We start from the raw sequence: 20,115 nt of genomic DNA, 5'->3' as shown, positions 1-20,115 counted from the left end.
GTTGCTGTTGATCTCGCTGCTCGCCGTCGTGCTGCTGGCAAAGAAATTCTCGCTGGTGATCGACGCGGGCATCGCGGTGGTCGGCGCGCCGGAAGCCCTCGGCGGCGTGCTGCTGGCGCTGCTGGTGCTACTGCCGGAAAGCGTCGCGGCGATCTCGGCCGCGCGGCAGAACGATCTGCAGAAGAGCATCAACCTTGCGCTCGGCTCCTCGCTGGCAACCATAGGCTTGACGATTCCGGCCGTCGCGGTGGCCGCCTATGTCATGGACAAGCCGCTCGAACTCGGGCTCAGCGCCCAGAAAATGATCCTGCTGGGCATGACATTCCTTCTGAGCATGCTGACCTTCGGAACCGGCCGGACCAACATCCTGTTCGGAATGATCCATATCGTGGTGTTCATGATCTATGTCTTCATGGTGTTCGTGCCATAGTCGGACCATGAACGGAATCACCGACGGCTTCGCCCGAGGCGAGGCTTTGAGGATCGCATGTCTCAACGCATTCTGCGCCGGATCAGCCACCGCGCGTATCTCGTATTCACGCTGGGGGCAATGGCATCCGCCGCTGCGGGCCAGGAGGTGCCGGACCACGAACGCATGGGTCACGAACATATGGGTCACGCCGCCTCTGGCGGACTATCCCATCAGTCTCACCTCGCGCCCCAGGAGAAGCGGAAACATGCGGCGGCGAAACGAAAGCCTCCGGCGCCGACCGTCGCGCAGATGGATACCGCGCACATGGATCATGGGACGATGCGCTCCGCGCATACGGGACACGGAACGGACGGCCACGGTTCCATGCCCGGCTTTCTCGGACCCTACATGATGGCGCGTGAGGCGTCGGGAACGAGCTGGCAGCCGGATACCTCGCCGCACGAAGGGCTTCATCAGCAGTTCGAAGCCTGGAGCGTGATGACTCACGGCTCTATCAACCTGAATTACGACCGGCAGCCGGGTCCGCGCGGCGCGGAGAAGACTTTCGTTAGCGGCATGCTCATGACCATGGCGCAGCGGCCGCTCGGAGACGGCACCTTCGGCATGCGCGCCATGCTGTCGCCGGAGCCGCTGATGGGCGCGGCGGGCTATCCGCTATTGCTGGCAAACGGCGAGACCGCCGACGGCGTGTCGCATCTGGTCGATCGCCAGCATCCGCATGATCTGTTCATGGAGATGGCGGCGACGTACAGCCACACCATCACCGCGAACTCGAGCGTCTTTGTCTATGGCGGCCTGCCGGGCGAACCCGCGCTCGGTCCGCCGGCCTTCATGCATCGTCTCAGCGGCATGGACAATCCGGAGGCGCCGATCAGCCATCACTGGCTCGACTCGACGCACATCACATTCGGTGTGGTGACGGCCGGTCTTGTTCTCGACAACTGGAAGTTCGAGGCGTCGACGTTTCGCGGTCGGGAGCCGGACCAGTACCGCTACGACATCGAGCGGCCGGCGCTCGACAGCTTTGCGGGCCGGGTGAGCTGGAATCCGGTTCGCGAATTGTCGCTGCAGGTGTCCTACGGGCACCTGAATTCGCCGGAGCAGCTCGAACCGGCGGTCAACGAAAACCGCCTGACGGCGTCGGCGATCTACACCACGTCGTTCGGCGACGGGCATCTCTGGAGCGCGACGGCGGCCTGGGGCCGCAAGATGCTGAGCCCGGGGGAAACGCTGGACGCCTATCTGTTCGAAAGTTCCATGATTCTGAAAAACAACTGGACGCTGTTCATGCGCGCAGAGCAGGTCGCGGAGAACGAACTGACTCATCACGTTCCCGGTCTGGAAGAGAGGGTTTTCAACGTGGGCAAGGTCTCGGTCGGCGGGATCTACGATTTCATCCGCACCGATCATGCCAAGTTCGGCGTAGGCGGGCTGGTCAGCCGCTACCTGCTGCCCGACGATCTGAAGCCGGTCTATGGGCGCGACCTCACCGGTTTCATGGTGTTCGGCCGGATCAAGCTGCTCTGACGCCGGAGTTGCGAAAGTCGCGCTCCTGGTTTCCGGTCCGGCGCGCTTCGTCACGCAGAGCTTCACAAAACGCTACGAAACGTGACGTGGGCCGGGCACCATGCCACCGATCGGTCGCGATTGATCCCTCAATCGGCCCCAAAGTTTCCGCATCAGACTGCGTGGGAGAGGCCGGTCATGCTGAAATACGCTTCAAAGTTCTTTTTCGAGAAGATCCTGCCATCGGTGGTGGCGACGGTGACGGGCGCCTACATCGTCAACCACTACGTCGTTGGCAAGCCCGCCGACGCATCGGCCCCAGCCGCCGTATCGTCCGCTGCGGTGCCCGACAAAGCGGGCGGTTCGGAAACCGGCGTTCGCGCGAGGGGCATTTCCGAAAAGGCGGTTGCGACGGTGCCCGCCGAGAAGGTCCAGCCGGAGGTGATGGCGGAGAAGCCCGTCGAGAAGCGCGCGGAAACCGCGTCCGTGCCGGCCGCCATGAAGAAACATCAAGCGGCGCGGCGCGAAAAGGCCGCCGCCAAGGTTGCGGCCGCTCCGGCGCAGACGGCCTCTATCCCGGACGACCTTCGCGACGCCAATGATCTCGCGCGTGCTGCGATCGACCGCGTGCGCAGCACGAACGATGCCTTCCCGCACATGGAGGGCTCGCGACCTCAGTCGGAGGCCATGCGAACTCAGCAGGACGCCGATCGCCATCCCGCCGAAACCTCGCGCCTGCAGGACGTCGCGCGCGCTGCGCCTCAGACGGCGATGCATCCGCTTCCGCCACCGATTCAGGTGTCAGCGCCTGCCGTCGAAACTCCCAGGCTTGACGGAACGGGGACCGGGGAGGGATCGCCTTTCAACCGCTCCGAAGACCGCGCAAGGCTGCCGGTTCCGCCTGCGGATATTCCGCAAGCCTCGGCGCGACCCGATCCTGAGGTCAACGCGGCGGTGCAGACGAGCGCCCATACCACGGTCGCCGACGACATGCTTTCGGCCGCGAAATCGGTTGTCCAGGCAGTGCTGCCGAAATAGCCGCAAAACAAAAAACGCGGGGCTGGAACCCCGCGTTTTTTGTTAAAGCTCGATCGGAAGCAGGCGTTCAGCGCGGTCCGCGCGGACCGGCGCCCGGACCTCCACGGCCTGCGCCGGGTCCAGCGCCAAAAACCGGCTTCGGCTTCATCGGCAGCAGGCCTTCGCGCTGCATCTTCTTGCGCGCGAGCTTGCGGGCGCGGCGGACGGCTTCGGCCTTTTCGCGCGCTTTCTTTTCGGAGGGCTTTTCGTAATGGCCGCGGAGCTTCATCTCGCGGAAAATCCCCTCGCGCTGCATCTTCTTCTTCAGCGCCTTGAGGGCTTGATCGACATTATTATCGCGAACGAGAACCTGCACGCGGCATCCTCTTTCAATTGCACGAAGTGAGAATTTGATCAGAAGCGGGAGGGCCGACAAAGGCCAAGCCCTCAGCGTCAAGGGTGCCGATGTAACAGATCGAGCCCCTAATGTCCACCGCCAGACCGCGGTTTGTACGCGGGCAAGCCGAAAGTTAGGTGGATTCCTCCAAAAGTACCGCCGTTATGGCCGGGGAGTGCTTCACAATACGGTTTTATGGTTCTTGATCCCGAACGATTGATCCTCGGAATAATGGGAGGCGTGTCATGGATGTCAGGAAATACGCGGCCGAACTGATCGGTACTTTCTGGTTGACCTTTATGGGGTGCGGCAGCGCGGTTATCGCCGCAGCCTTTCCGCAGGTCGGAATCGGTCTTCTGGGCGTCGCCTTCACCTTTGGCCTCAGCGTCGTCACCATGGCTTATGCGATCGGGCATGTTTCGGGCTGCCACTTGAATCCGGCGGTGACCGTGGGGCTGACCGCGGGCGGACGGTTTCCGGCAGGACAGGTGCTGCCCTACATCATCGCGCAGGTGATCGGCGCGATCGCCGCCGCGGCGCTGCTTTATGTGATCGCCAGCGGGGCCCCGGGCTTCGACGTCGCCAAGGGATTCGCATCCAACGGCTACGGCGAGCATTCGCCGGGTCACTACAATCTCATGGTTGCCTTCGTCACCGAGGTGACGATGACCGCCATGTTCCTGTTCGTCATCATGGGTTCGACCCACGGCAAAGCTCCGGCCGGTTTCGCGCCGCTCGCGATCGGGCTCGCGCTGGTGATGATCCACCTCGTCAGCATCCCCGTCACCAACACGTCGGTGAACCCCGCGCGCAGCACCGGGCCGGCGCTGTTCGTCGGCGGTTGGGCGCTGGAGCAGCTCTGGCTGTTCTGGGTGGCGCCGCTGATCGGCGGCGTCATCGGAGGCGTGGTCTATCGCGGGCTCAGTGAGGAGCCGGAAGGCGTTGTCGCGGGGAGGTAGTCCATCGCGTCATTGCGGGCTTGCGACAAAACTGGCCCCTTGCCGATTTTGCGCGTGAGGCGGAGCAATCCGGAATTTGCATTTGAGAACTGGATTGCTTCGTCGCTGCGGGAGCGCTGCCGCGCGTCGTCCTTGAACTCCTCGCCATCACGCCAGCGGAGGCGGGACGTCACGCGGGACCGCAGTCAGCCGCTACCCTTGACCTCGGTGACATGGCCCATCTTGCGGCCCGGGCGCTGCGCGCCCTTGCCGTAGATATGCACGGCGGCGCCGGGCACGGTGAGCCATTTGCCATAGTCAAGAATGTCGTCGCCGATCAGGTTTGTCATGACGACGCTGCCGTGCCGGACCGGCTTGCCGAGCGGCCAGCCGGCGACGGCGCGGATGTGCTGTTCGAACTGCGAGACAGAAGCGCCGTCGAGGGTCCAGTGCCCGGAATTGTGGACTCGCGGCGCGATCTCGCTGACGAGCAGCGCCGGGCCGCCCGGGCCCGGCACCACGAACATTTCCACGGCCAGCACGCCGACATAATCGAGCGCATCCGCGATTTTTTTCGCGATGTCGCGCGCCTGCGCGGCGAGCGTATCGGAAATCGCAGCCGGTACGCGTGAATATTTCAGGATGTGATCGCGATGTTCGTTCTCGGTCACGTCGAAGCATTCGACGCGGCCATCGGCGCCGCGTGCCGCGATCACGGAAATCTCGCGCTCGAACGGCACGAAGGCTTCCGCGATCGCCGATCTGGTGCCGAGATCGTCCCACGCCTGACCAGGATCGTCGCCGTCGCGGATGATGGCCTGGCCCTTGCCGTCATAGCCGAAGCGGCGGGTCTTGATCACCGCCGGCAGCCCGACCACCTTGATCGCCTCGCGCAACGTCTGCGGCGATGCGACGTCGGCATAGGCGGCGGTGGCGATACCCAGACCGGCTAAGAAATTCTTCTCCAGCATCCGGTCCTGAACCGTCTCCAGAATGCGATAGTCGGGCAGCACCGGCCGGCGCGCGGCGAGCACCATCGCGGTCGAAGCCGGGATATTCTCGAATTCATAGGTGACGACGTCGACGTCGGCCGCGAACAATTCCAGCGCCTCGACGTCGGCGTACTCGGCGCAGGTGGCGTTCTGCACGACGTCGAACGCCGGCGAGTCCGGATCCGGCGAGAACACCTGGCACTTGAGGCCAAGGCGCGCCGCCGCCAGGGCCAGCATCCGGCCGAGTTGCCCGCCGCCGAGAATGCCGATGGTATCGCCCGGCTTGAGCGTCACCCGCCGAGAAGCGCTCACGCCGATCCCTCCGGACGCTCGCCCACGGCATCCGTCTGCTGCTTGCGCCATGCTTTCAGGCGGCCGGCCAGTTCCGGGTCGCTGAGCGCGAGCACGCTCGCCGCCAGCAGCGCCGCATTGACGGCGCCGGCCTTGCCGATCGCAAGCGTTCCCACCGGAATTCCGGCCGGCATCTGCACGATCGAATACAGCGAGTCGACCCCGGCCAGCGTTTTGGATTCGACGGGCACGCCAAGCACCGGGAGTTCGGTCAGCGACGCCGTCATGCCCGGGAGGTGCGCGGCGCCGCCCGCGCCCGCGATGATGACCTTGAACCCCTCCGCCTTGGCGCCCCTGGCGAATGCGAACAGCCGCTCGGGTGTCCGGTGCGCGGATACGATTCGCGTCTCGCTCGCCACGCCCAGCGCAGCCAGCGTGTCCGCGGCGTGACGCATGGTTTCCCAGTCCGACTGGCTTCCCATGATGATGGCGACGGCGGCGGTCATTTTATTTGTTTTATTTCTTTCGGAATCCGGAAAACATGGTGCGGATTATAGGAGGGTGCCTTGACGGGGCAAGCGGTGGGGACTGAACTATCCTGTCTTGGTGAACGACGGCAAGACTGTGGCGATGAAAAAGACCTCGAAAGCGTCGGCTTCGACCGCTGTGAAACGCAAGGCGAGCCGCCGCAAAACCACGTCGGTCGCCCTCGCACCAACGCGCCCGACGGCGCCGCAACGTGACATTGCGGCCGATGCCAGATCCACGATCCGCCGCCTCAAGACCCGGCTCGCGGCCGCGCAGGCGCGTATCGCGGATCTGGAGGCGTCCGCGGATACCGACTTTCTTCTGGGCGTCCTCAATCGCCGCGGCTTCGAACGGGAGCTTCGCCGTTCGGTTGCCTATATCCGGCGCTATCACGCAAACGGTGCGCTGTTCGTGCTCGACGTCGATCGTCTGAAACCGATCAATGACGCGTTCGGTCACGCGGCCGGAGATGCGGTGCTGAAGGCCGTTGTCGCGGCGCTGTCCCGACACGTGCGATCCTCCGACCTGATCGGGCGGCTCGGCGGCGACGAATTCGCGCTGCTGTTGTGGAATCTCAGCGAGACCGACGCCAGGGCCAAGGCGTCGGCTCTGGAAGAGACCATCGACGGGCTGACACTGACTTTCCGCGGACGAGCGATCGCCACCGGCGCATCGATCGGGATCGCCATTCTGGGACCGCATGCCGACGCCGGCACCGCGCTGGAGCAGGCCGACTGCGCGATGTATGTCCGCAAGGCGCAGCGGCGGGGCAGCTGAAAGGCGGCCGGCGGCGGCGACCGCGGTATTCAGGCGATGATATCCGGCGTGATCTGGTCTTCGATGAAGGCGATGCGGTCCCGCAACTGCAGCTTGCGTTTCTTCAGCCGCTGCAGGCGCAGCAGATCGGGCGCGGGCGATTGATGCAGGGCATCGATGGCGGCGTCGAGATCGCGGTGTTCCTGGTGCAGCCGGGCGAGCTCAGCTCCGAGTTCGCGCTCTTCTTCGTCGGTCATGAGTGAATTCGTGAAGAGTTGCGAAAAGTTGGAGGTTTCAGCTAGATCACGATGATTTTGGATCAGATCGATCCAAAACCATGAACGTGATCGATTCCAATATTTTAGCAATATTTTAGAGCGGATGCGGGCGAAAACCGCACCATACTTTCTCCGCTCTGGGCGAATTATTGTCCCTGGCCGCGCGCCGCGCAAGTCGCCCGGCGGCTTCGCCCTTACGGTTCATCTCCGAATCCCGCAAATATGATCGATGTGCTTTTCTGACCCATCGACAGCCGTAAGGGTTCATGTACACTCAAGAATCCGGAGCGAATCTGAGGTTGAAACCTACCGAGGAGGTTCGAATGGCAATTCAGGCGCATCTCGCTGAACTGGAACGGAAACATCGGATCCTGGAAGGCGAATTGCACGATGCTCTCAGGCATCTTTCCACCGACGACCTGAGGATTGCCGAATTGAAACGCCGGAAACTGATGCTCAAGGACGAGATCGAAAGATTGAAACTCTCCGCGGTCGAGACCCTCCACTAAAATCCTTCCAGTCTTTGAGGGACCCGCGGCCTTTGCGTCGCCGATTGATCGCCGCCGGTGGTGCGGGGAATCGGCATGGGGTCGGTTTGTCGTCTACGTCTCCGCCAGCGCGGCGACATGGTCGGCGATCGCAAGCGATGCCGTGAGGCCGGGCGATTCAATTCCGAACAGGTTGATAAGCCCGGCGACGCCGTGATCGGCTTGCCACTCAATGATGAAGTCCTGCACCGCGACGGCCGGCGGCACGATCTTCGGCCGGATTCCGGAATACGCCGGTAGCAGGGCGCCGTCCGGCAGGTCCGGCCAGTAACGCCGGACCGCCGGATAAAACCGCGCCGCTCGCGCCGGGTCGACGGCATAGTCCGGGCTGTCGATCCATTCCACGTCGGGACCGAAACGCGCCTGTCCCGCGAGGTCGAACGTCAGATGCACGCCGAGGCCACCGGGCTCCGGCACCGGATAGATCAAACGCGAGAACGGCGCTCGCGCACTGCAACTGAAATAGGTTCCCTTGGCGAGGTAAGCCTGCGGAATGCGATCCGCCGGCATGCCTTCGATGCTGCGCGCCACGGCCGGCGCGCCAAGACCGGCCGCATTGATCATGAGATCGCAGGCGAGCGTCATCGGCGTGTCGCCGCCGGTTTCGATTTCCAATCCTTGTGGCGTTGCTTTTGCGCGCAACAGCGGCGTCAGAAACGCGAACGCCGCGCCGTCGCGCTCGGCGTCGCCGCGCAACGCCAGCATATAGGCGTGGCTGTCGATAATTCCTGTCGACGGAGACAGCAGCGCGGCAACGCATTGAAGCGCCGGCTCAAGCGCGCGGGCCTCAGTGCCGCTCAACGATTGCATGCCTTCGACGCCATTGGCCTCGGCGCGCGCCCTGATGGACTGCAACCGGCCGGCTTCCGACTCGTTCGTCGCGACGATCAGCTTGCCGCAATTGCTGTGCGGAATGCCGTATTCGCGGCAATACGCGTAAAGCGCGCGCCGACCGCTGACGCACGTCCGCGCCATCAGGCTACCCGGGGAATAATAGATGCCGGCGTGAATCACTTCGCTGCTGCGCGACGACGTCGCCGTTCCGATCGCTTCCGCTGCCTCGAGAACGACGACCTCGCGGCCTGATCGTGCGAACCGGCGCGCGATCGCGAGCCCGACCACCCCGGCACCGATGATGACGCACTCAACCCTGTCCATTCGCGGCCTGATCGCTCAAATTCGAAGTTCGTCTTGGTGCGCTGCGCCCTCCGTAGCGAATTTCGGCTGGCATCCCGCTCTCAAATATTCGACCGATCATATTCATGGTTTGGGATCGATTCGATCAAAGTAGCGCTGTTCGGGTTCAGCGGTTCGCTTGCGGGATTTGCAGAGAAAATAAAGCCAGCTTCTCAACCACCACACGGGATCGGTTCGGATTGCAATTGGCACGGTCGCCGGCGAGAGCGTCCGCGCGCATTGCCGTCGCAGCAAGGCGATGCGAACGGCGTGGCCGGGCGCCCGTTAGCAGGGCATTAATCATGAGAAACCAATTGTGGAACCCAAGGCGCATTTTTCAATGGTGGGGGTAAGTTTTTACCAGATTCAAACCCGTTGAGCCAGACACTCCGCCGGCAGATTTCGGGTGCGCGATGACTGGCAAGAATTGGCAGGCGGGCGGCTGCAACTTCGTTGCTGCGATGGGGCTCATATACATGGTAGTCGCGGCGACGTCTTCGGACGCGTTGGCGGCCATCGTTTTACCGGAGAGCGGGGACGTCGTAACCCATGGCGGCGCGGTCCGGCAAATTCTTGCCGGCGGCGTTATCGCCTTTTGTTTTCTGACCGCGGCGGCCATCCGTGTGTCCAGGGTGCGCAAGGTCAGGCGCGCGGGTTTGCGTACGGATGCGCTCGAGCGCAAGTCGCTGTCGCGCGAACTCGAAAGCACAAAGAAGTTTCTCGAAACCGTCGTGGACAACATTCCGGTATCGCTGATCGTCCAGCGCGCCAGCGACGGGCATTACCTGCTCGCCAATCGGCCCGCCGAGGCGCTTCTCAATCGCCGCCGCGAGGATGTCGTCGGGCTGACCGTATCGGATATCTTCGATCCGCGCGACGCGAAGCTGATCCTCGCCCGTGACGAAATGGCGATCCGGACGGGCGGCTTCCTGACCCAGCATCCGATCAGCACCAGTGAGGGGCTGCGGCTGTTCCTGACCCGCCGCGTAACCGTGGCGGCTGCCGACGGCGAACCGCAATATCTGATCAAGACGCATGAAGATGTGACCGATCGCCGCCAGACCGAGTCGCGCATGGTCCACATGGCCTATCACGACGGTCTGACCGACCTGCCGAACCGCACCGCGTTCCTGAAAGCGTTGTCGCAGATGATCGAGTCGTGCCAGGGCACGAACGACGAGTTCGCGGTGCTGTCGGTCGATCTTGACGGGCTCAAGGAGATCAACGACGTGTTCGGCCACGCGGTCGGCGACAAGTTGTTGATCGAAGTGGCCCATCGCATTCAGGAAGCGGCGCACGGCGGCCTTGTCGCAAGGCTGAGCGGCGACGAGTTCGGCGTGATCATCGACGGCGGGCAGCCTGCCGCGGGCAAGGCGCTCGCCGAACGGCTCGTCGAGGCGATGACGCCGGAATTTCTGGTCGACGGCAAATCCGTTCGCGTCGGCCTGAGCTGCGGCATCGCGCTGTTTCCGCGCGATGGCATCGACCCGGCCTCGCTGCTCTCCAATTCCGGCGCCGCACTGTTCCGCGCCAAGAAGAGGTCGCGCGGATCGATCGGCATTTTCGACCCCGACATGGATCGCCAGATCCGGGATCGCCGCGCATTGCATCAGGATCTGTCGAGCGCCATCCGCAACGGCGAACTGTCGCTGCACTATCAGCCGCAGGCGCGCACGGGCCACAAACTCGGTGATGGCGATGTGACCGGCTTCGAGGCGCTGGCGCGATGGACTCATCCGACCCGCGGCCTCGTTCTGCCCGACGATTTCATTCCGCTCGCCGAGGAGAGCGGCCTGATCGTGGCCATGGGCGAGTGGGTTCTGCGCGAGGCGTGCCGGGAGGCGGCGTCCTGGCCGAACCCGAAGCAGATCTCGGTCAACCTGTCGCCGGTGCAGTTCGTTCATGGCGATCTGGTCGGGCTCGTGCATTCGATTCTGCAGGAAACCGGACTCGATCCGAACCGGCTGGAACTGGAGATCACCGAAGGCGTGCTGATCGAGGACTTCGAGCGCAGCCTGGCGCTGCTGCGGCGGCTGAAGGCGTTGGGCGTTCGCATCTCGATGGACGATTTCGGCAGCGGCTACTCGTCGCTGAGCTACTTCCAGGCGTTCCCGTTCGACAAGATCAAGATCGACCGGACGTTCGTCATGTATCTCGGATGCAATCCGCAGTCCGCGGCGATCGTCCGGGCGGTGATCGGCCTCGGCCACGGTCTCGACGTGTCGATCCTGGCGGAGGGCGTCGAGACGCCTGAACAGCTAGGCTTTCTGGCCGACGCGGGCTGCGATGCGGTCCAGGGCTATTTCATCGGCAAGCCGGAACCGATCGCGCAATACGCCACCCTGGTCGGGCGTCCGCCCCACATTCCCGAGGCAACCTGCCGCAAGGCCGGATGACAGCCGCTTTCATCGCGAGACGATCGTGTCGCGGCAGCCGGGTTCCTTCGCGAACCGTCGCGAAGCTTCGTCGCGCTCGCGTGGCGATTTGACATTCGCCGCCTGTTTGAGCGCAATCTGCGGGCGCGAATGCCGCATCCAAAAAGCCGCCGGCAACGTGTATTGCGATGGTCGTTCGGATACTCGCAAGGAGACTCGCTGAAATGGACGCGATGCTTCATCGCGAAACGAAACGGGGTGGAATGACTGACGACGCGAGGCAAGCCCCTGATGTGGCAGGGGCCGACATTCCGCTGTTGCAGCTCGATGCGCTCGTCAAGCGCTTCGGCCGATTTACCGCGGTCGACCGGCTGGCGCTCGACATCAAGGCGGGAGAGTTTTTCGCGCTGCTCGGGCCGAGCGGTTGTGGCAAGACCACGCTGTTGCGGATGCTGGCGGGATTCGAGACGCCGGATGCCGGCAGGATCCTTCTCGACGGCCAGGACATCGCCGGCATTCCGCCGCATCAGCGCCCCGTCAACATGATGTTCCAGAACTATGCACTGTTTCCCCATCTCAGCGTGCAGGACAATATCGCGTTCGGGCTGAAGCGAGCGGGCCTGCCGCGCGAGGAGATCAAGGCCCGTGTCACCGAGATGATTGCGCTGCTGAAGCTCGAGAGCATGGAACGGCGCAAGCCTGATCAGCTTTCGGGCGGCCAGAGGCAGCGCGTGGCGCTGGCCCGCGCGCTGGCGCGGCGTCCACGACTGCTGCTGCTCGATGAGCCGCTCGCAGCGCTCGACAAGAAGCTGCGCGAGAATACGCAAGCCGAGCTGATGCGGCTGCAGCGCCAGCTCGGCATGACCTTCATCGTCGTCACTCACGATCAGGAGGAGGCGATGATGATGGCGGACCGCATCGGGGTGATGAACGCCGGACACCTGGTGCAGGTGGCGACGCCGCGGCAACTCTATGAGGCGCCGAATTCGCGCTGGGTCGCCGAATTCGTCGGCGGCGTCAACATCATCGATGGCAAAATCGCCTCGCGCGATGCGGGGCGCGTGACGATCGCGACGCCGGATGCCGGGGGCATCATCGCCGCAGCGCCCTTGCAGGCGTTGACGACCGATCAGGTCTGCGTCGCGATCCGCCCCGAGAAGGTTCGCCTGTCGGCTCACGAATCTGCGCCTGATGATGACGATGCGGGCGGGATCAACCGCCTGGCGGGCGTGATCGCCGGCATCAGCTATCTCGGCGGCCAGACCCGTTATCAGATCAGGCTCGACAGCGGCGCGCAGCTGCGCGCGTCGGTCGCCAACATCGCGCGGCTCGATCTCGATGCGTTCGATCCCGCGCAGCGCGTGGTGGCGTGGTTCGCTCCGGACGATTGCGTGGTGCTCGACAGATGAGCGGGCGACGTCTCTTCACAACTCCTGCCCGCAGGGCGGCGGTCGCGCCGTTGCTGTGGATGCTGTTGTTCTTCCTGCTGCCGTTCGGCTTCGTGCTCAAGATCAGCCTGTCCCAAACCGTCATTGCACAGCCACCCTATGTGCCGGTGTTCGATCCGGCGCAGGGCATGGCCGCGCTCAAGGCCGCCTTTGCGACGCTGTCGCTGGAGAATTTCCGACTGCTCGCCGCGGATCATCTCTATATCCTGTCCTACCTGCGAAGCATTGTGGTCGCGCTGATATCGACGGCGATTCTGCTCGCGGTCGGCTATCCCGTCGCCTACGGCATGTCGCGACTGCCGGCGCGGTGGCAACCGATCGCGATGATCCTGGTGATCGTGCCGTTCTGGACGTCGTTCCTGATCCGCGTCTATGCATGGATCAACATCCTCCAGCACGACGGCATCCTCAACAAGACGCTGCTCGCGCTGCATGTCGTGTCCGCGCCGGTCGTGTGGCTGTCCACCGACACCGCGATGTATATCGGCATCGTCTATTCCTATCTGCCGTTCATGATCCTTCCGCTTTATGCGACGCTGGCCAAGATCGATACCACGCTGCTCGAAGCCTCGGCCGATCTCGGCGGTTCGCGGCTGGCGACATTCTGGCTGGTGACGTTTCCGCTGTCTCTGCCCGGCGTCGGCGCGGGCGCGCTGCTGTGCTTCATCCCGATCGTCGGCGAGTTCGTGATTCCGGATCTGCTGGCGGGATCGCGCTCGCCGATGATCGGGCAGACGCTGTGGCTGGAATTCTTCACCAACCGCGACTGGCCGGTGGCGTCGGCGATCGCCATCGTGCTGTTGGTGCTGCTGTTGGCGCCGCTCCTGGTCTACGAGCGGATGCAGCGTCGCCAGCTTGAGGGGAGGCGATGATGGGAAATGGCGGTTCGAAGCGATCGAGCAAAACCGTCATCTCTCCCCGCGGGAAGGCGAGCGGGCTCTGCGCGCGACGGAGGTCGTGCGCCAAATGAAACACCTGTCCCGTTTCAACATCACCTCGCTCACGCTCGGGCTGGCGTTTTTGTATCTGCCGATCGTCGTTCTCGTGATCTATTCGTTCAATGCCTCGCGTCTGGTGACGGTGTGGGGCGGCTGGTCGCTGCGCTGGTACGCGGAGTTCTTCAATGATGCCGCGATGTTGTCCGCGGCCGCGATGAGTCTGCGGGTCGGGGTCGTCTCGGCAACGGCGGCCACCATCCTCGGCACGCTCGCGGCGGTTGCCTTGACGCGCGGCGAGAGTTTCCGGGGGCGCACGCTGTTTTCCGGCATGCTCTATGCGCCGCTGGTGATGCCCGAAGTCATCACCGGTTTGTCATTGCTGCTGCTGTTCGTTGCGGTCAATGCGGAGCGCGGATTCTGGACGGTCACGATCGCCCATACCACGCTGACCATGTGCTTCGTCACGGTGGTGGTGCAATCGCGACTCGGCTCACTCGATCGAAGCCTCGAGGAAGCCGCGATGGATCTCGGCTGCGATCCGCTGCGGGCTTTCCTCAAGGTGACGCTGCCGCTGATCCTGCCGTCGGTCGCGGCCGGCTGGATGCTGGCCTTTACGCTGTCGATGGACGATCTCGTGATCGCGAGTTTCACCACCGGACCCGGCTCGACGACGCTGCCGATCCGCATCTATTCGGAGGTGCGTCTCGGCGTGAAGCCCGAGATCAACGCGATCTGCACATTGATCATCGGATCGATCGCACTCGTTATCATCGCCGCATCGCTGGCGTCGAAGCTGTCGAGCCGGCAGGGCGAAAGCGCCGCACCGTTGTAAGACGGATTATAGCGTTTTGGAGTGGAATCGGTCGCGTTGTCAGTTCGTGCGCGATGTTCCGGATTCCGCCGGCGAGGGTGGGGCGGCCGCTTCAGGAATCGTTTTCCGGTTGGTCAGACGCTCGATCACCGAGCGAACCGCGTCGCGGCTCTTGCGGTCCTTGACCGCGTCGAGCAGCGGCGCCGACGCCTTGGATCGGCGGATCAGGCTTTCCGGATCGGGAAAAATCAGCGGATCGTCCCACGGTCCCTGGATCACGAAGGGCAGGTCGAAATTGTCGGCATTCGTCGCCGGTGTCAGGCTTGCGATGCCCTTGAGGTCGTAGTCGCGCGCAGGCACCGAGGCGGTGCCGGTGACGGTGAGACGCGCCGCCGGCCCCTCGACGCGCACATCGGTCGCGACCGCGATGCCGTCATTGAACTTGATGGCGATGTTCAGCGTGTCGAACGGCGTCTTGCCGTTGCGGAAATTTCCGCCGCCTGAGAGCGGCCGGCGCTCCAGCCGCTTCAGCAACTGTTCGATGTTGAACCCGTTGATGGCGCCGTCATGCCCGGTCAGGGTCGCTGTCCCGTCGAGCGATTGCGCCAACCCGAACGGACTCGATCCCCTGGCCTCGAGCGAGAGATTCAGGTTGCCGCGTCCGGAGAGCTTGCCGGTGCCGAACAGATCGCTGGCGCAGGCTTGCAGATCGACGTCGGTGAGCTGAAACTGCGCCTTCACCTCGGCGGCCGCGTCGGCCTGCGAGATGCCGAACGAACCCTTGGCGATTCCGTCATAGATCTGCGCTTCGCCGATGCTGAGCGCCAGCGTCCCGTTGCGCAGGTTGGCGCCGAGCGCGGTCTTGCCGAGCCTGGTCGAACCGACGGTGACCTTCGCCGCCGAAAGCCGCATGTCGAGATCGGTGGCGGACAGCGCATGCAGGTCGAACAACTGTCTGTTCCAGTCGCGTGCGCCGTTGGCGAGCAGACGGATCGTCTGGATATAGGGCGTGAAATCGACCGCGCCGGCGGCCAGCGTCGCCTGCAAGGTCTGCCGACCGTTGTTGGCGTAGGTCATGACGCCTTCGGCGACGTTGCCGTCGATCTCGATGTTGACATTGGTCAACGCGATCGATGCGCCGATCACGTTGGCGCGTGCCTTGAGCGCGAAGCGTCCAAACCCGCCGCTGCCGGGCGGAGGCTGTCCGATCCAGCCCATTGCCTCGCGCAACGAGGCGCTGTCGGCGGTCACCGTGCCTTCCATCATCAGGCTGACCGGGTTCGCAACCACGCCGTCGAACACGAATTTCAACGGCGCGCTGGCGATCTTGACCTTCAGGCCCGACCGCTCGCCGGACAGCGCGGCGAGAAAATCGCTGAGGCTGATGCTGCCGTCGACGCGTTCGCCGCGCCAGTCGAATTGTCCGGTTGCGGCGAACGAGCGGGAGATCGAGGGCCAAGCCAGCGACAGGTCGATATCGCCGAGGTTCTCGGAGATCCGATTGGAGGTATCCTCATAGCTGAGTTCGCCGTCCTGGATCCGGATTTCCGAAAACGAAACCGGACTGTCTGCTCCGGGCTTCATGGTTCGCGCGATCGTTTCGACAAACGGGGTCCAGTTGCTCTGGCCGTCGGCGGCGCGTGTCACGCGGATGTGAGGACGCAGCATCATGACGTCGGCGATGTGGAAGCGTTGCATCAGGAGCGGAAGCAGTCGCAGATTGGCGGTGAGCACGTCGACGCTGAGCGCGGGAGCATCGGCGTTGCTGCCCTTGATGCGGACATCATGGAACGAGACATAACTGCCGGGAAAAACCGAGATGTCGATGCGGCCATCTGCAACGAAGTCGAGGCCCGTCACCGCGCGGATCTGCGTTTCCACCGCATCGCGCAAGGCGTCACGGTCGAGCAGCCGTGACATCGCGATCAGCCCGGTTATCGCTGTCAGCGCAACTGCCAGAATTGCCGCGACCGATATTCCCAGGCGCTTCATTCCTTGGGCCATCGTCAGTGACATGTCCGGGTTGGTTGACGCTTGCCGGACGGTCGGGCACCGGTCCGGCTGGGCCGCAACTTGATTGGTTTTCTTGACGCTTTCAAGGCCGCCAGTGCTCCGAATCGACCATTTGCATCCCGTTGCGGCGGGAGGGATTTTGCCGGATACTTGCCGCCTGCCGTGCCCGGCGGCGCCTGGCGGGCGGCCGCTTTCCTTCCACAGGTCCCATCTCATGAACAAGGTCTATCCGGACGCCAAATCGGCCCTCGACGGCATCCTCAGGGACGGCATGATGATCATGTCAGGCGGCTTCGGCCTGTGCGGGATCGCGGAAACGCTGGCCGATGCGATCCGCGACTCCGGCGTCAAGAATCTCACGGTCGTGTCCAACAACGCCGGTGTCGATGGCATCGGTCTGGGACGACTGCTCGAAACGCGGCAGATCAGGAAGATGATCTCGTCCTATGTCGGCGAGAACAAGCTGTTCGCGCAGCAGTATCTCGCGGGCGAACTGGAACTCGAATTCAATCCGCAGGGCACGCTGGCCGAGCGCATCCGCGCCGGCGGCGCCGGCATTCCGGCATTCTACACCAAGACCGGCGTTGGCACCCTGATTGCCGAAGGCAAGGAGGTGAGGGAGTTCGACGGCGAGAAATACCTGATGGAGCGCGGCCTGTTCGCCGACCTCGCCATCGTCCACGCCTGGAAGGGCGACACCGCAGGCAATCTAGTCTATCGCAAGACCGCGCGGAACTTCAATCCGATGATGGCGACCGCGGCGAAAATCACCGTCGCCGAAGTCGAGCATCTCGTGCCCGCGGGCGAGATCGACCCCGATCACATCCACACGCCCGGCATCTTCGTCAATCGCCTCGTCGAGGTCGGAAGCGCCCGGAAGCACATCGAATTCCGCAACACCCGCCCGCGTCCGGCGGCATGATGCCGTTAAAGTGATATTCGGCTTTCCGAACGGATCATGTCGAAATGAATGAACGCCGGTTTTATAGGCCGTCATTGCCAGCGCAGCGACGCTCAGGATCGAGACCGGATCGCTTCGTCGCTTCGCTTCCCCCAATGACGAGATAGACAAGGAAGACAGGAGAGCCCGCCGATGGCCTGGACCCGCGAGCAGATGGCGGCGCGCGCCGCCAAGGAATTGCGCGACGGCTATTACGTCAATCTCGGCATCGGCATTCCGACGCTGGTGTCGAACTTCATCCCTGACGGTATCGACGTCCAGCTCCAGAGCGAAAACGGCATGCTCGGCATGGGTCCGTTCCCCTACGAGGGGGAGGAGGATCCCGATCTCATCAACGCCGGCAAGCAGACGGTAAGCGAGCTGCCGACCACGAGCTATTTTTCCTCGGCGGACTCGTTCGGCATGGTGCGCGGCGGCCATATCGACCTGTCCATCCTCGGCGCGATGCAGGTGGCGCAGAACGGCGATCTCGCCAACTGGATGATCCCCGGCAAGATGGTCAAGGGCATGGGCGGCGCGATGGATCTCGTCGCCGGCGTCAAGCGTGTCGTCGTGGTGATGGAGCATTCCGCCAAGGATGGTCCCAAGCTGCTCAAGCGATGCACGTTGCCGCTGACCGGCGAAAAGGTCGTCGATCTGGTCGTGACCGATCTTGCGGTGTTCACCATCGACAAGCACGGCAAGGACGGCATGGTGCTGATCGAACTCGCCGACGGCGTCGCGCTTGACGAGGTCAAGGCGAAGACCGAAGCCGAATACCGGGTCGCGCTGACGAACGCTTGAGCTGCTGTGGCGGTGCTACTGCATCAGCGCCGTCCGCCGAGTTCCCTGGGCAAGAGGCTTGAGCTGATGTCGCCGTCTGCGATACCCGATTGCGGCTGGGTGTAGCCGGCCGAGAACGACACGCTGAGGTTCGAGGTCGGCCGGATCTCGACGCCCGCATGGAAGCCGGAGGCGGCGGTCGCGCCGGCGCCGGGGTTCAGGGACGTGATCGCGTTGAAGGCGTCCGGACCGAATTTCAGGGAATCGACACCGCCGAACACCGTCACGGGCATATTGCCCGCGCCTTTGAAGCTGTAGCCGACCTGCGTGCTGTCATAAGACAGCGCGCCGAAATTGCCGAACGCGCCGCCGATGCCATTCCAGCCGAAGCCCGAGAACGAACCGGCGGGAGCGCTGTAGCTTCGGACAAAGAATCCGCTCTTGTCGGTTTGTTCGAGGTCAAAGCCCGGAACGTTGCCGTACGTTGCCGCGCCGGCTGAAGCGGCTTCGCCGCCGAAGCCGAACGGTCCAAACGGAATCCAGTATTTCACCGGCTCGCCCTGAGCGCGCGCCGCGCACCAGCTCACGCAAAGCGCGGCCACCAAAACCAATCCATACTTGTTCGAGAATGTCGACATTCGGGGGCTCCGGCAACCAGGCAACTATAGGCCACAGACCAGCCGCAGGCCACATCCATGCCGCGTGTCGGTATTGCTATTTCGAAGCCAGCGCCTTCGCCTGCGCGAACACCACCTCGATCAACGTGCCGGAATGCGGCCCGGTCCTGATGTGGAACTGGGCGCGATTGGCTTCCACCAGCGCCTTGGTGAGCGACAGGCTGACGCCGGCGCTCTCCGAAGCCTGATCGCTCGGCGCCTGCGTGCGGAACGGCTCCGTCGCCGCCGCCACCTCGTTGTCGTTGAGCCCATGCCCGGTATCGCGCACGCGCAGCGCCACGTCGCCGAAATCGTTGATCGCTGTCGAGACGATGACCTGACCGCCGGCATTGGCGAGATGGATCGAGTTCCCGATCAGGTTGAGCGTGATCTGGCGCAGCGCCTGCACGTCCGCCACGATCGGCGGCAGCGTGTGCGCGAGCGAGGTGCGGATGATGATGCGTTCGCGATTGGCTTGCGGCTGCATCGCCGCGACGCATTGCTCGACCAGCTTGTTGAGGTTCTGGTTGACGAAGGCGAGATCGAGCTTGCCGGTTTCGATCCGCGACAGGTCGAGCAGGTCGTCGATGAAAGCGATGATGCGCTGCCCGGAAGCGCGGATGTCCTTCATGTATTCGCCGTAGCGTTCGTTGCCGAGCGGACCGAATTTCTCGTCGCTCATCACTTCCGCAAAGCCGATGATGGCGTTGAGCGGCGTTCGGATTTCATGACTGATGCGCGCCAGCACGTCGGCCTTCGCGTTTGCCGCGCGATCGGCCTGCCGCCGCGCCTGCGACAGTTCGGTCTCCATCTTTCTGGCCTGCGACAGGTCGCGGAACACCGCGAAGAAGTTGGGAGCATCGGCCCGCGTCCGGCCCATCGTCATCGATAGCGGGATCAGGCCCTCGCGCGCGCGGCCCAACACCTCGAGGCCGTGGTCGAGCAGGCTTGCGACGCCGTCGTCTGCAAGTCTGCTGAGATAGTTGCGCACCGCACCCTGGCTTTCCGGCGCGAAGAGATCGGCGAGATCGAGTTGCGTGAGACTGTCGCCGGAGCGGCCGAACAACGCCTCGGCGCTGCGGTTGCTGGCGGTGATCCGTCCGCCTTCGTCGAGCATCAGGATGCCTTCGGCCGTGGTGTCCAGGATGGCGCCGAGTTCCTCGGCGGCGGCATGATCTACGGGGGACTGAGCCTGCGCACCGGCGCAGATCAGCGCGTGCGCAGGCTCGCCATCCCACGCGATCGCAAAAAGGTGGGCGGTGATCGGCTGTTGCCGCGCGCCCGACGGTGC

Annotated in this window: 18 protein-coding genes and 2 pseudogenes; 12 read left to right on the top strand and 8 right to left on the bottom strand. The window is 63.8% G+C overall.

From position 1 onward, the window contains the following. The 3 genes and pseudogenes from BGN91_RS02410 to BGN91_RS02400 form a co-directional block, all read left to right on the top strand. A pseudogene (locus BGN91_RS02410) lies at positions 1 to 430 on the top strand (ionic transporter y4hA); the annotation flags it as partial. Positions 431 to 487: 57 nt separating this feature from the next. Next, positions 488 to 1,960 (top strand): hypothetical protein, encoded by a 1,473-nt coding sequence (locus BGN91_RS02405; protein ID WP_292610360.1) that lies wholly within the window; start codon positions 488 to 490, stop codon positions 1,958 to 1,960. Between the two features lie 177 nt (positions 1,961 to 2,137). Beyond that, positions 2,138 to 2,977, top strand: a complete 840-nt coding sequence (locus tag BGN91_RS02400; RefSeq protein ID WP_292610359.1) for a hypothetical protein — start codon at positions 2,138 to 2,140, stop codon at positions 2,975 to 2,977. Positions 2,978 to 3,044: 67 nt separating this feature from the next. On the opposite strand, the gene rpsU is transcribed toward BGN91_RS02400, so the two are convergent. After that, positions 3,045 to 3,332, bottom strand: coding sequence for a 30S ribosomal protein S21 (gene rpsU / locus BGN91_RS02395; RefSeq protein WP_292610358.1), 288 nt, complete (start codon positions 3,330 to 3,332; stop codon positions 3,045 to 3,047). Positions 3,333 to 3,598: 266 nt separating this feature from the next. Between rpsU and aqpZ the strand changes: the two genes are divergently transcribed. Next, positions 3,599 to 4,312, top strand: a complete 714-nt coding sequence (aqpZ, locus tag BGN91_RS02390; protein WP_292610357.1) for an aquaporin Z — start codon at positions 3,599 to 3,601, stop codon at positions 4,310 to 4,312. A 185-nt stretch (positions 4,313 to 4,497) separates the two neighbouring features. Here aqpZ and BGN91_RS02385 read toward each other — a convergent pair whose 3' ends face one another. After that, entirely contained in the window at positions 4,498 to 5,595 is a 1,098-nt protein-coding gene (locus BGN91_RS02385; protein ID WP_292610356.1) for a 5-(carboxyamino)imidazole ribonucleotide synthase, read from the bottom strand. Further along, positions 5,592 to 6,080 (bottom strand): 5-(carboxyamino)imidazole ribonucleotide mutase, encoded by a 489-nt coding sequence (gene purE, locus BGN91_RS02380; RefSeq protein WP_292610355.1) that lies wholly within the window; start codon positions 6,078 to 6,080, stop codon positions 5,592 to 5,594. The genes BGN91_RS02385 and purE overlap by 4 nt, the downstream gene beginning before the upstream one ends. Before the next feature lie 124 nt (positions 6,081 to 6,204). Between purE and BGN91_RS02375 the strand changes: the two genes are divergently transcribed. Continuing rightward, positions 6,205 to 6,879, top strand: coding sequence for a GGDEF domain-containing protein (locus BGN91_RS02375; protein ID WP_292610411.1), 675 nt, complete (start codon positions 6,205 to 6,207; stop codon positions 6,877 to 6,879). Positions 6,880 to 6,908: 29 nt separating this feature from the next. Here BGN91_RS02375 and BGN91_RS02370 read toward each other — a convergent pair whose 3' ends face one another. Next, complete coding sequence (locus tag BGN91_RS02370; RefSeq protein ID WP_292610354.1) at positions 6,909 to 7,115, bottom strand: DUF465 domain-containing protein; 207 nt, start codon at positions 7,113 to 7,115, stop codon at positions 6,909 to 6,911. A 344-nt stretch (positions 7,116 to 7,459) separates the two neighbouring features. On the opposite strand from BGN91_RS02370, the gene BGN91_RS02365 reads away from it, so the two are divergent. Continuing rightward, positions 7,460 to 7,645 carry a DUF465 domain-containing protein gene (locus tag BGN91_RS02365; RefSeq protein ID WP_292610353.1) on the top strand — a complete coding sequence of 62 codons (186 nt, stop codon included), beginning with the start codon at positions 7,460 to 7,462 and terminating at the stop codon, positions 7,643 to 7,645. A gap of 93 nt (positions 7,646 to 7,738) precedes the next feature. Here the strand turns inward: BGN91_RS02365 and BGN91_RS02360 are convergent, their stop codons facing one another. Next, positions 7,739 to 8,842, bottom strand: a complete 1,104-nt coding sequence (locus BGN91_RS02360; protein WP_292610352.1) for an NAD(P)/FAD-dependent oxidoreductase — start codon at positions 8,840 to 8,842, stop codon at positions 7,739 to 7,741. A 692-nt stretch (positions 8,843 to 9,534) separates the two neighbouring features. Between BGN91_RS02360 and BGN91_RS02355 the strand changes: the two are divergent. The 4 genes and pseudogenes from BGN91_RS02355 to BGN91_RS02340 all read left to right on the top strand — a co-directional run. Further along, positions 9,535 to 11,256: pseudogene (locus BGN91_RS02355) on the top strand (EAL domain-containing protein); the annotation flags it as partial. Positions 11,257 to 11,498: 242 nt separating this feature from the next. Beyond that, positions 11,499 to 12,644 carry an ABC transporter ATP-binding protein gene (locus BGN91_RS02350; protein ID WP_292610351.1) on the top strand — a complete coding sequence of 382 codons (1,146 nt, stop codon included), beginning with the start codon at positions 11,499 to 11,501 and terminating at the stop codon, positions 12,642 to 12,644. Next, on the top strand, positions 12,641 to 13,555 hold the full coding sequence (locus BGN91_RS02345) for an ABC transporter permease (RefSeq protein WP_292610350.1): 915 nt from the start codon (positions 12,641 to 12,643) through the stop codon (positions 13,553 to 13,555). Before BGN91_RS02350 ends, BGN91_RS02345 begins: the two co-directional genes overlap by 4 nt. A 94-nt stretch (positions 13,556 to 13,649) precedes the next feature. Then, a complete protein-coding gene (locus tag BGN91_RS02340; protein ID WP_292610349.1) occupies positions 13,650 to 14,453 on the top strand; it encodes an ABC transporter permease in 804 nt (267 codons plus the stop codon). Between the two features lie 39 nt (positions 14,454 to 14,492). Here BGN91_RS02340 and BGN91_RS02335 read toward each other — a convergent pair whose 3' ends face one another. Continuing rightward, a complete protein-coding gene (locus BGN91_RS02335; protein WP_292610348.1) occupies positions 14,493 to 16,448 on the bottom strand; it encodes an AsmA family protein in 1,956 nt (651 codons plus the stop codon). A gap of 211 nt (positions 16,449 to 16,659) precedes the next feature. Between BGN91_RS02335 and BGN91_RS02330 the strand changes: the two genes are divergently transcribed. Continuing rightward, positions 16,660 to 17,367: a CoA transferase subunit A gene (locus BGN91_RS02330; protein WP_292610347.1), complete on the top strand. Its 708-nt coding sequence runs from the start codon at positions 16,660 to 16,662 to the stop codon at positions 17,365 to 17,367. A 171-nt stretch (positions 17,368 to 17,538) separates the two neighbouring features. Next, positions 17,539 to 18,189, top strand: coding sequence for a 3-oxoacid CoA-transferase subunit B (locus BGN91_RS02325; RefSeq protein ID WP_292610346.1), 651 nt, complete (start codon positions 17,539 to 17,541; stop codon positions 18,187 to 18,189). Positions 18,190 to 18,212: 23 nt separating this feature from the next. Here BGN91_RS02325 and BGN91_RS02320 read toward each other — a convergent pair whose 3' ends face one another. Continuing rightward, complete coding sequence (locus BGN91_RS02320; protein ID WP_292610345.1) at positions 18,213 to 18,806, bottom strand: hypothetical protein; 594 nt, start codon at positions 18,804 to 18,806, stop codon at positions 18,213 to 18,215. Positions 18,807 to 18,882: 76 nt separating this feature from the next. Next, on the bottom strand, positions 18,883 to 20,115 hold a 1,233-nt coding region (locus tag BGN91_RS02315; protein WP_292610344.1), incomplete at its 5' end, for a histidine kinase dimerization/phospho-acceptor domain-containing protein.

Source organism: Nitrobacter sp. 62-13, from assembly GCF_001896955.1.
Lineage (GTDB): Bacteria > Pseudomonadota > Alphaproteobacteria > Rhizobiales > Xanthobacteraceae > Nitrobacter.
Note: the sequence above shows the minus strand (reverse complement) of the source record. Positions and strands in the feature narration are given on the sequence as shown.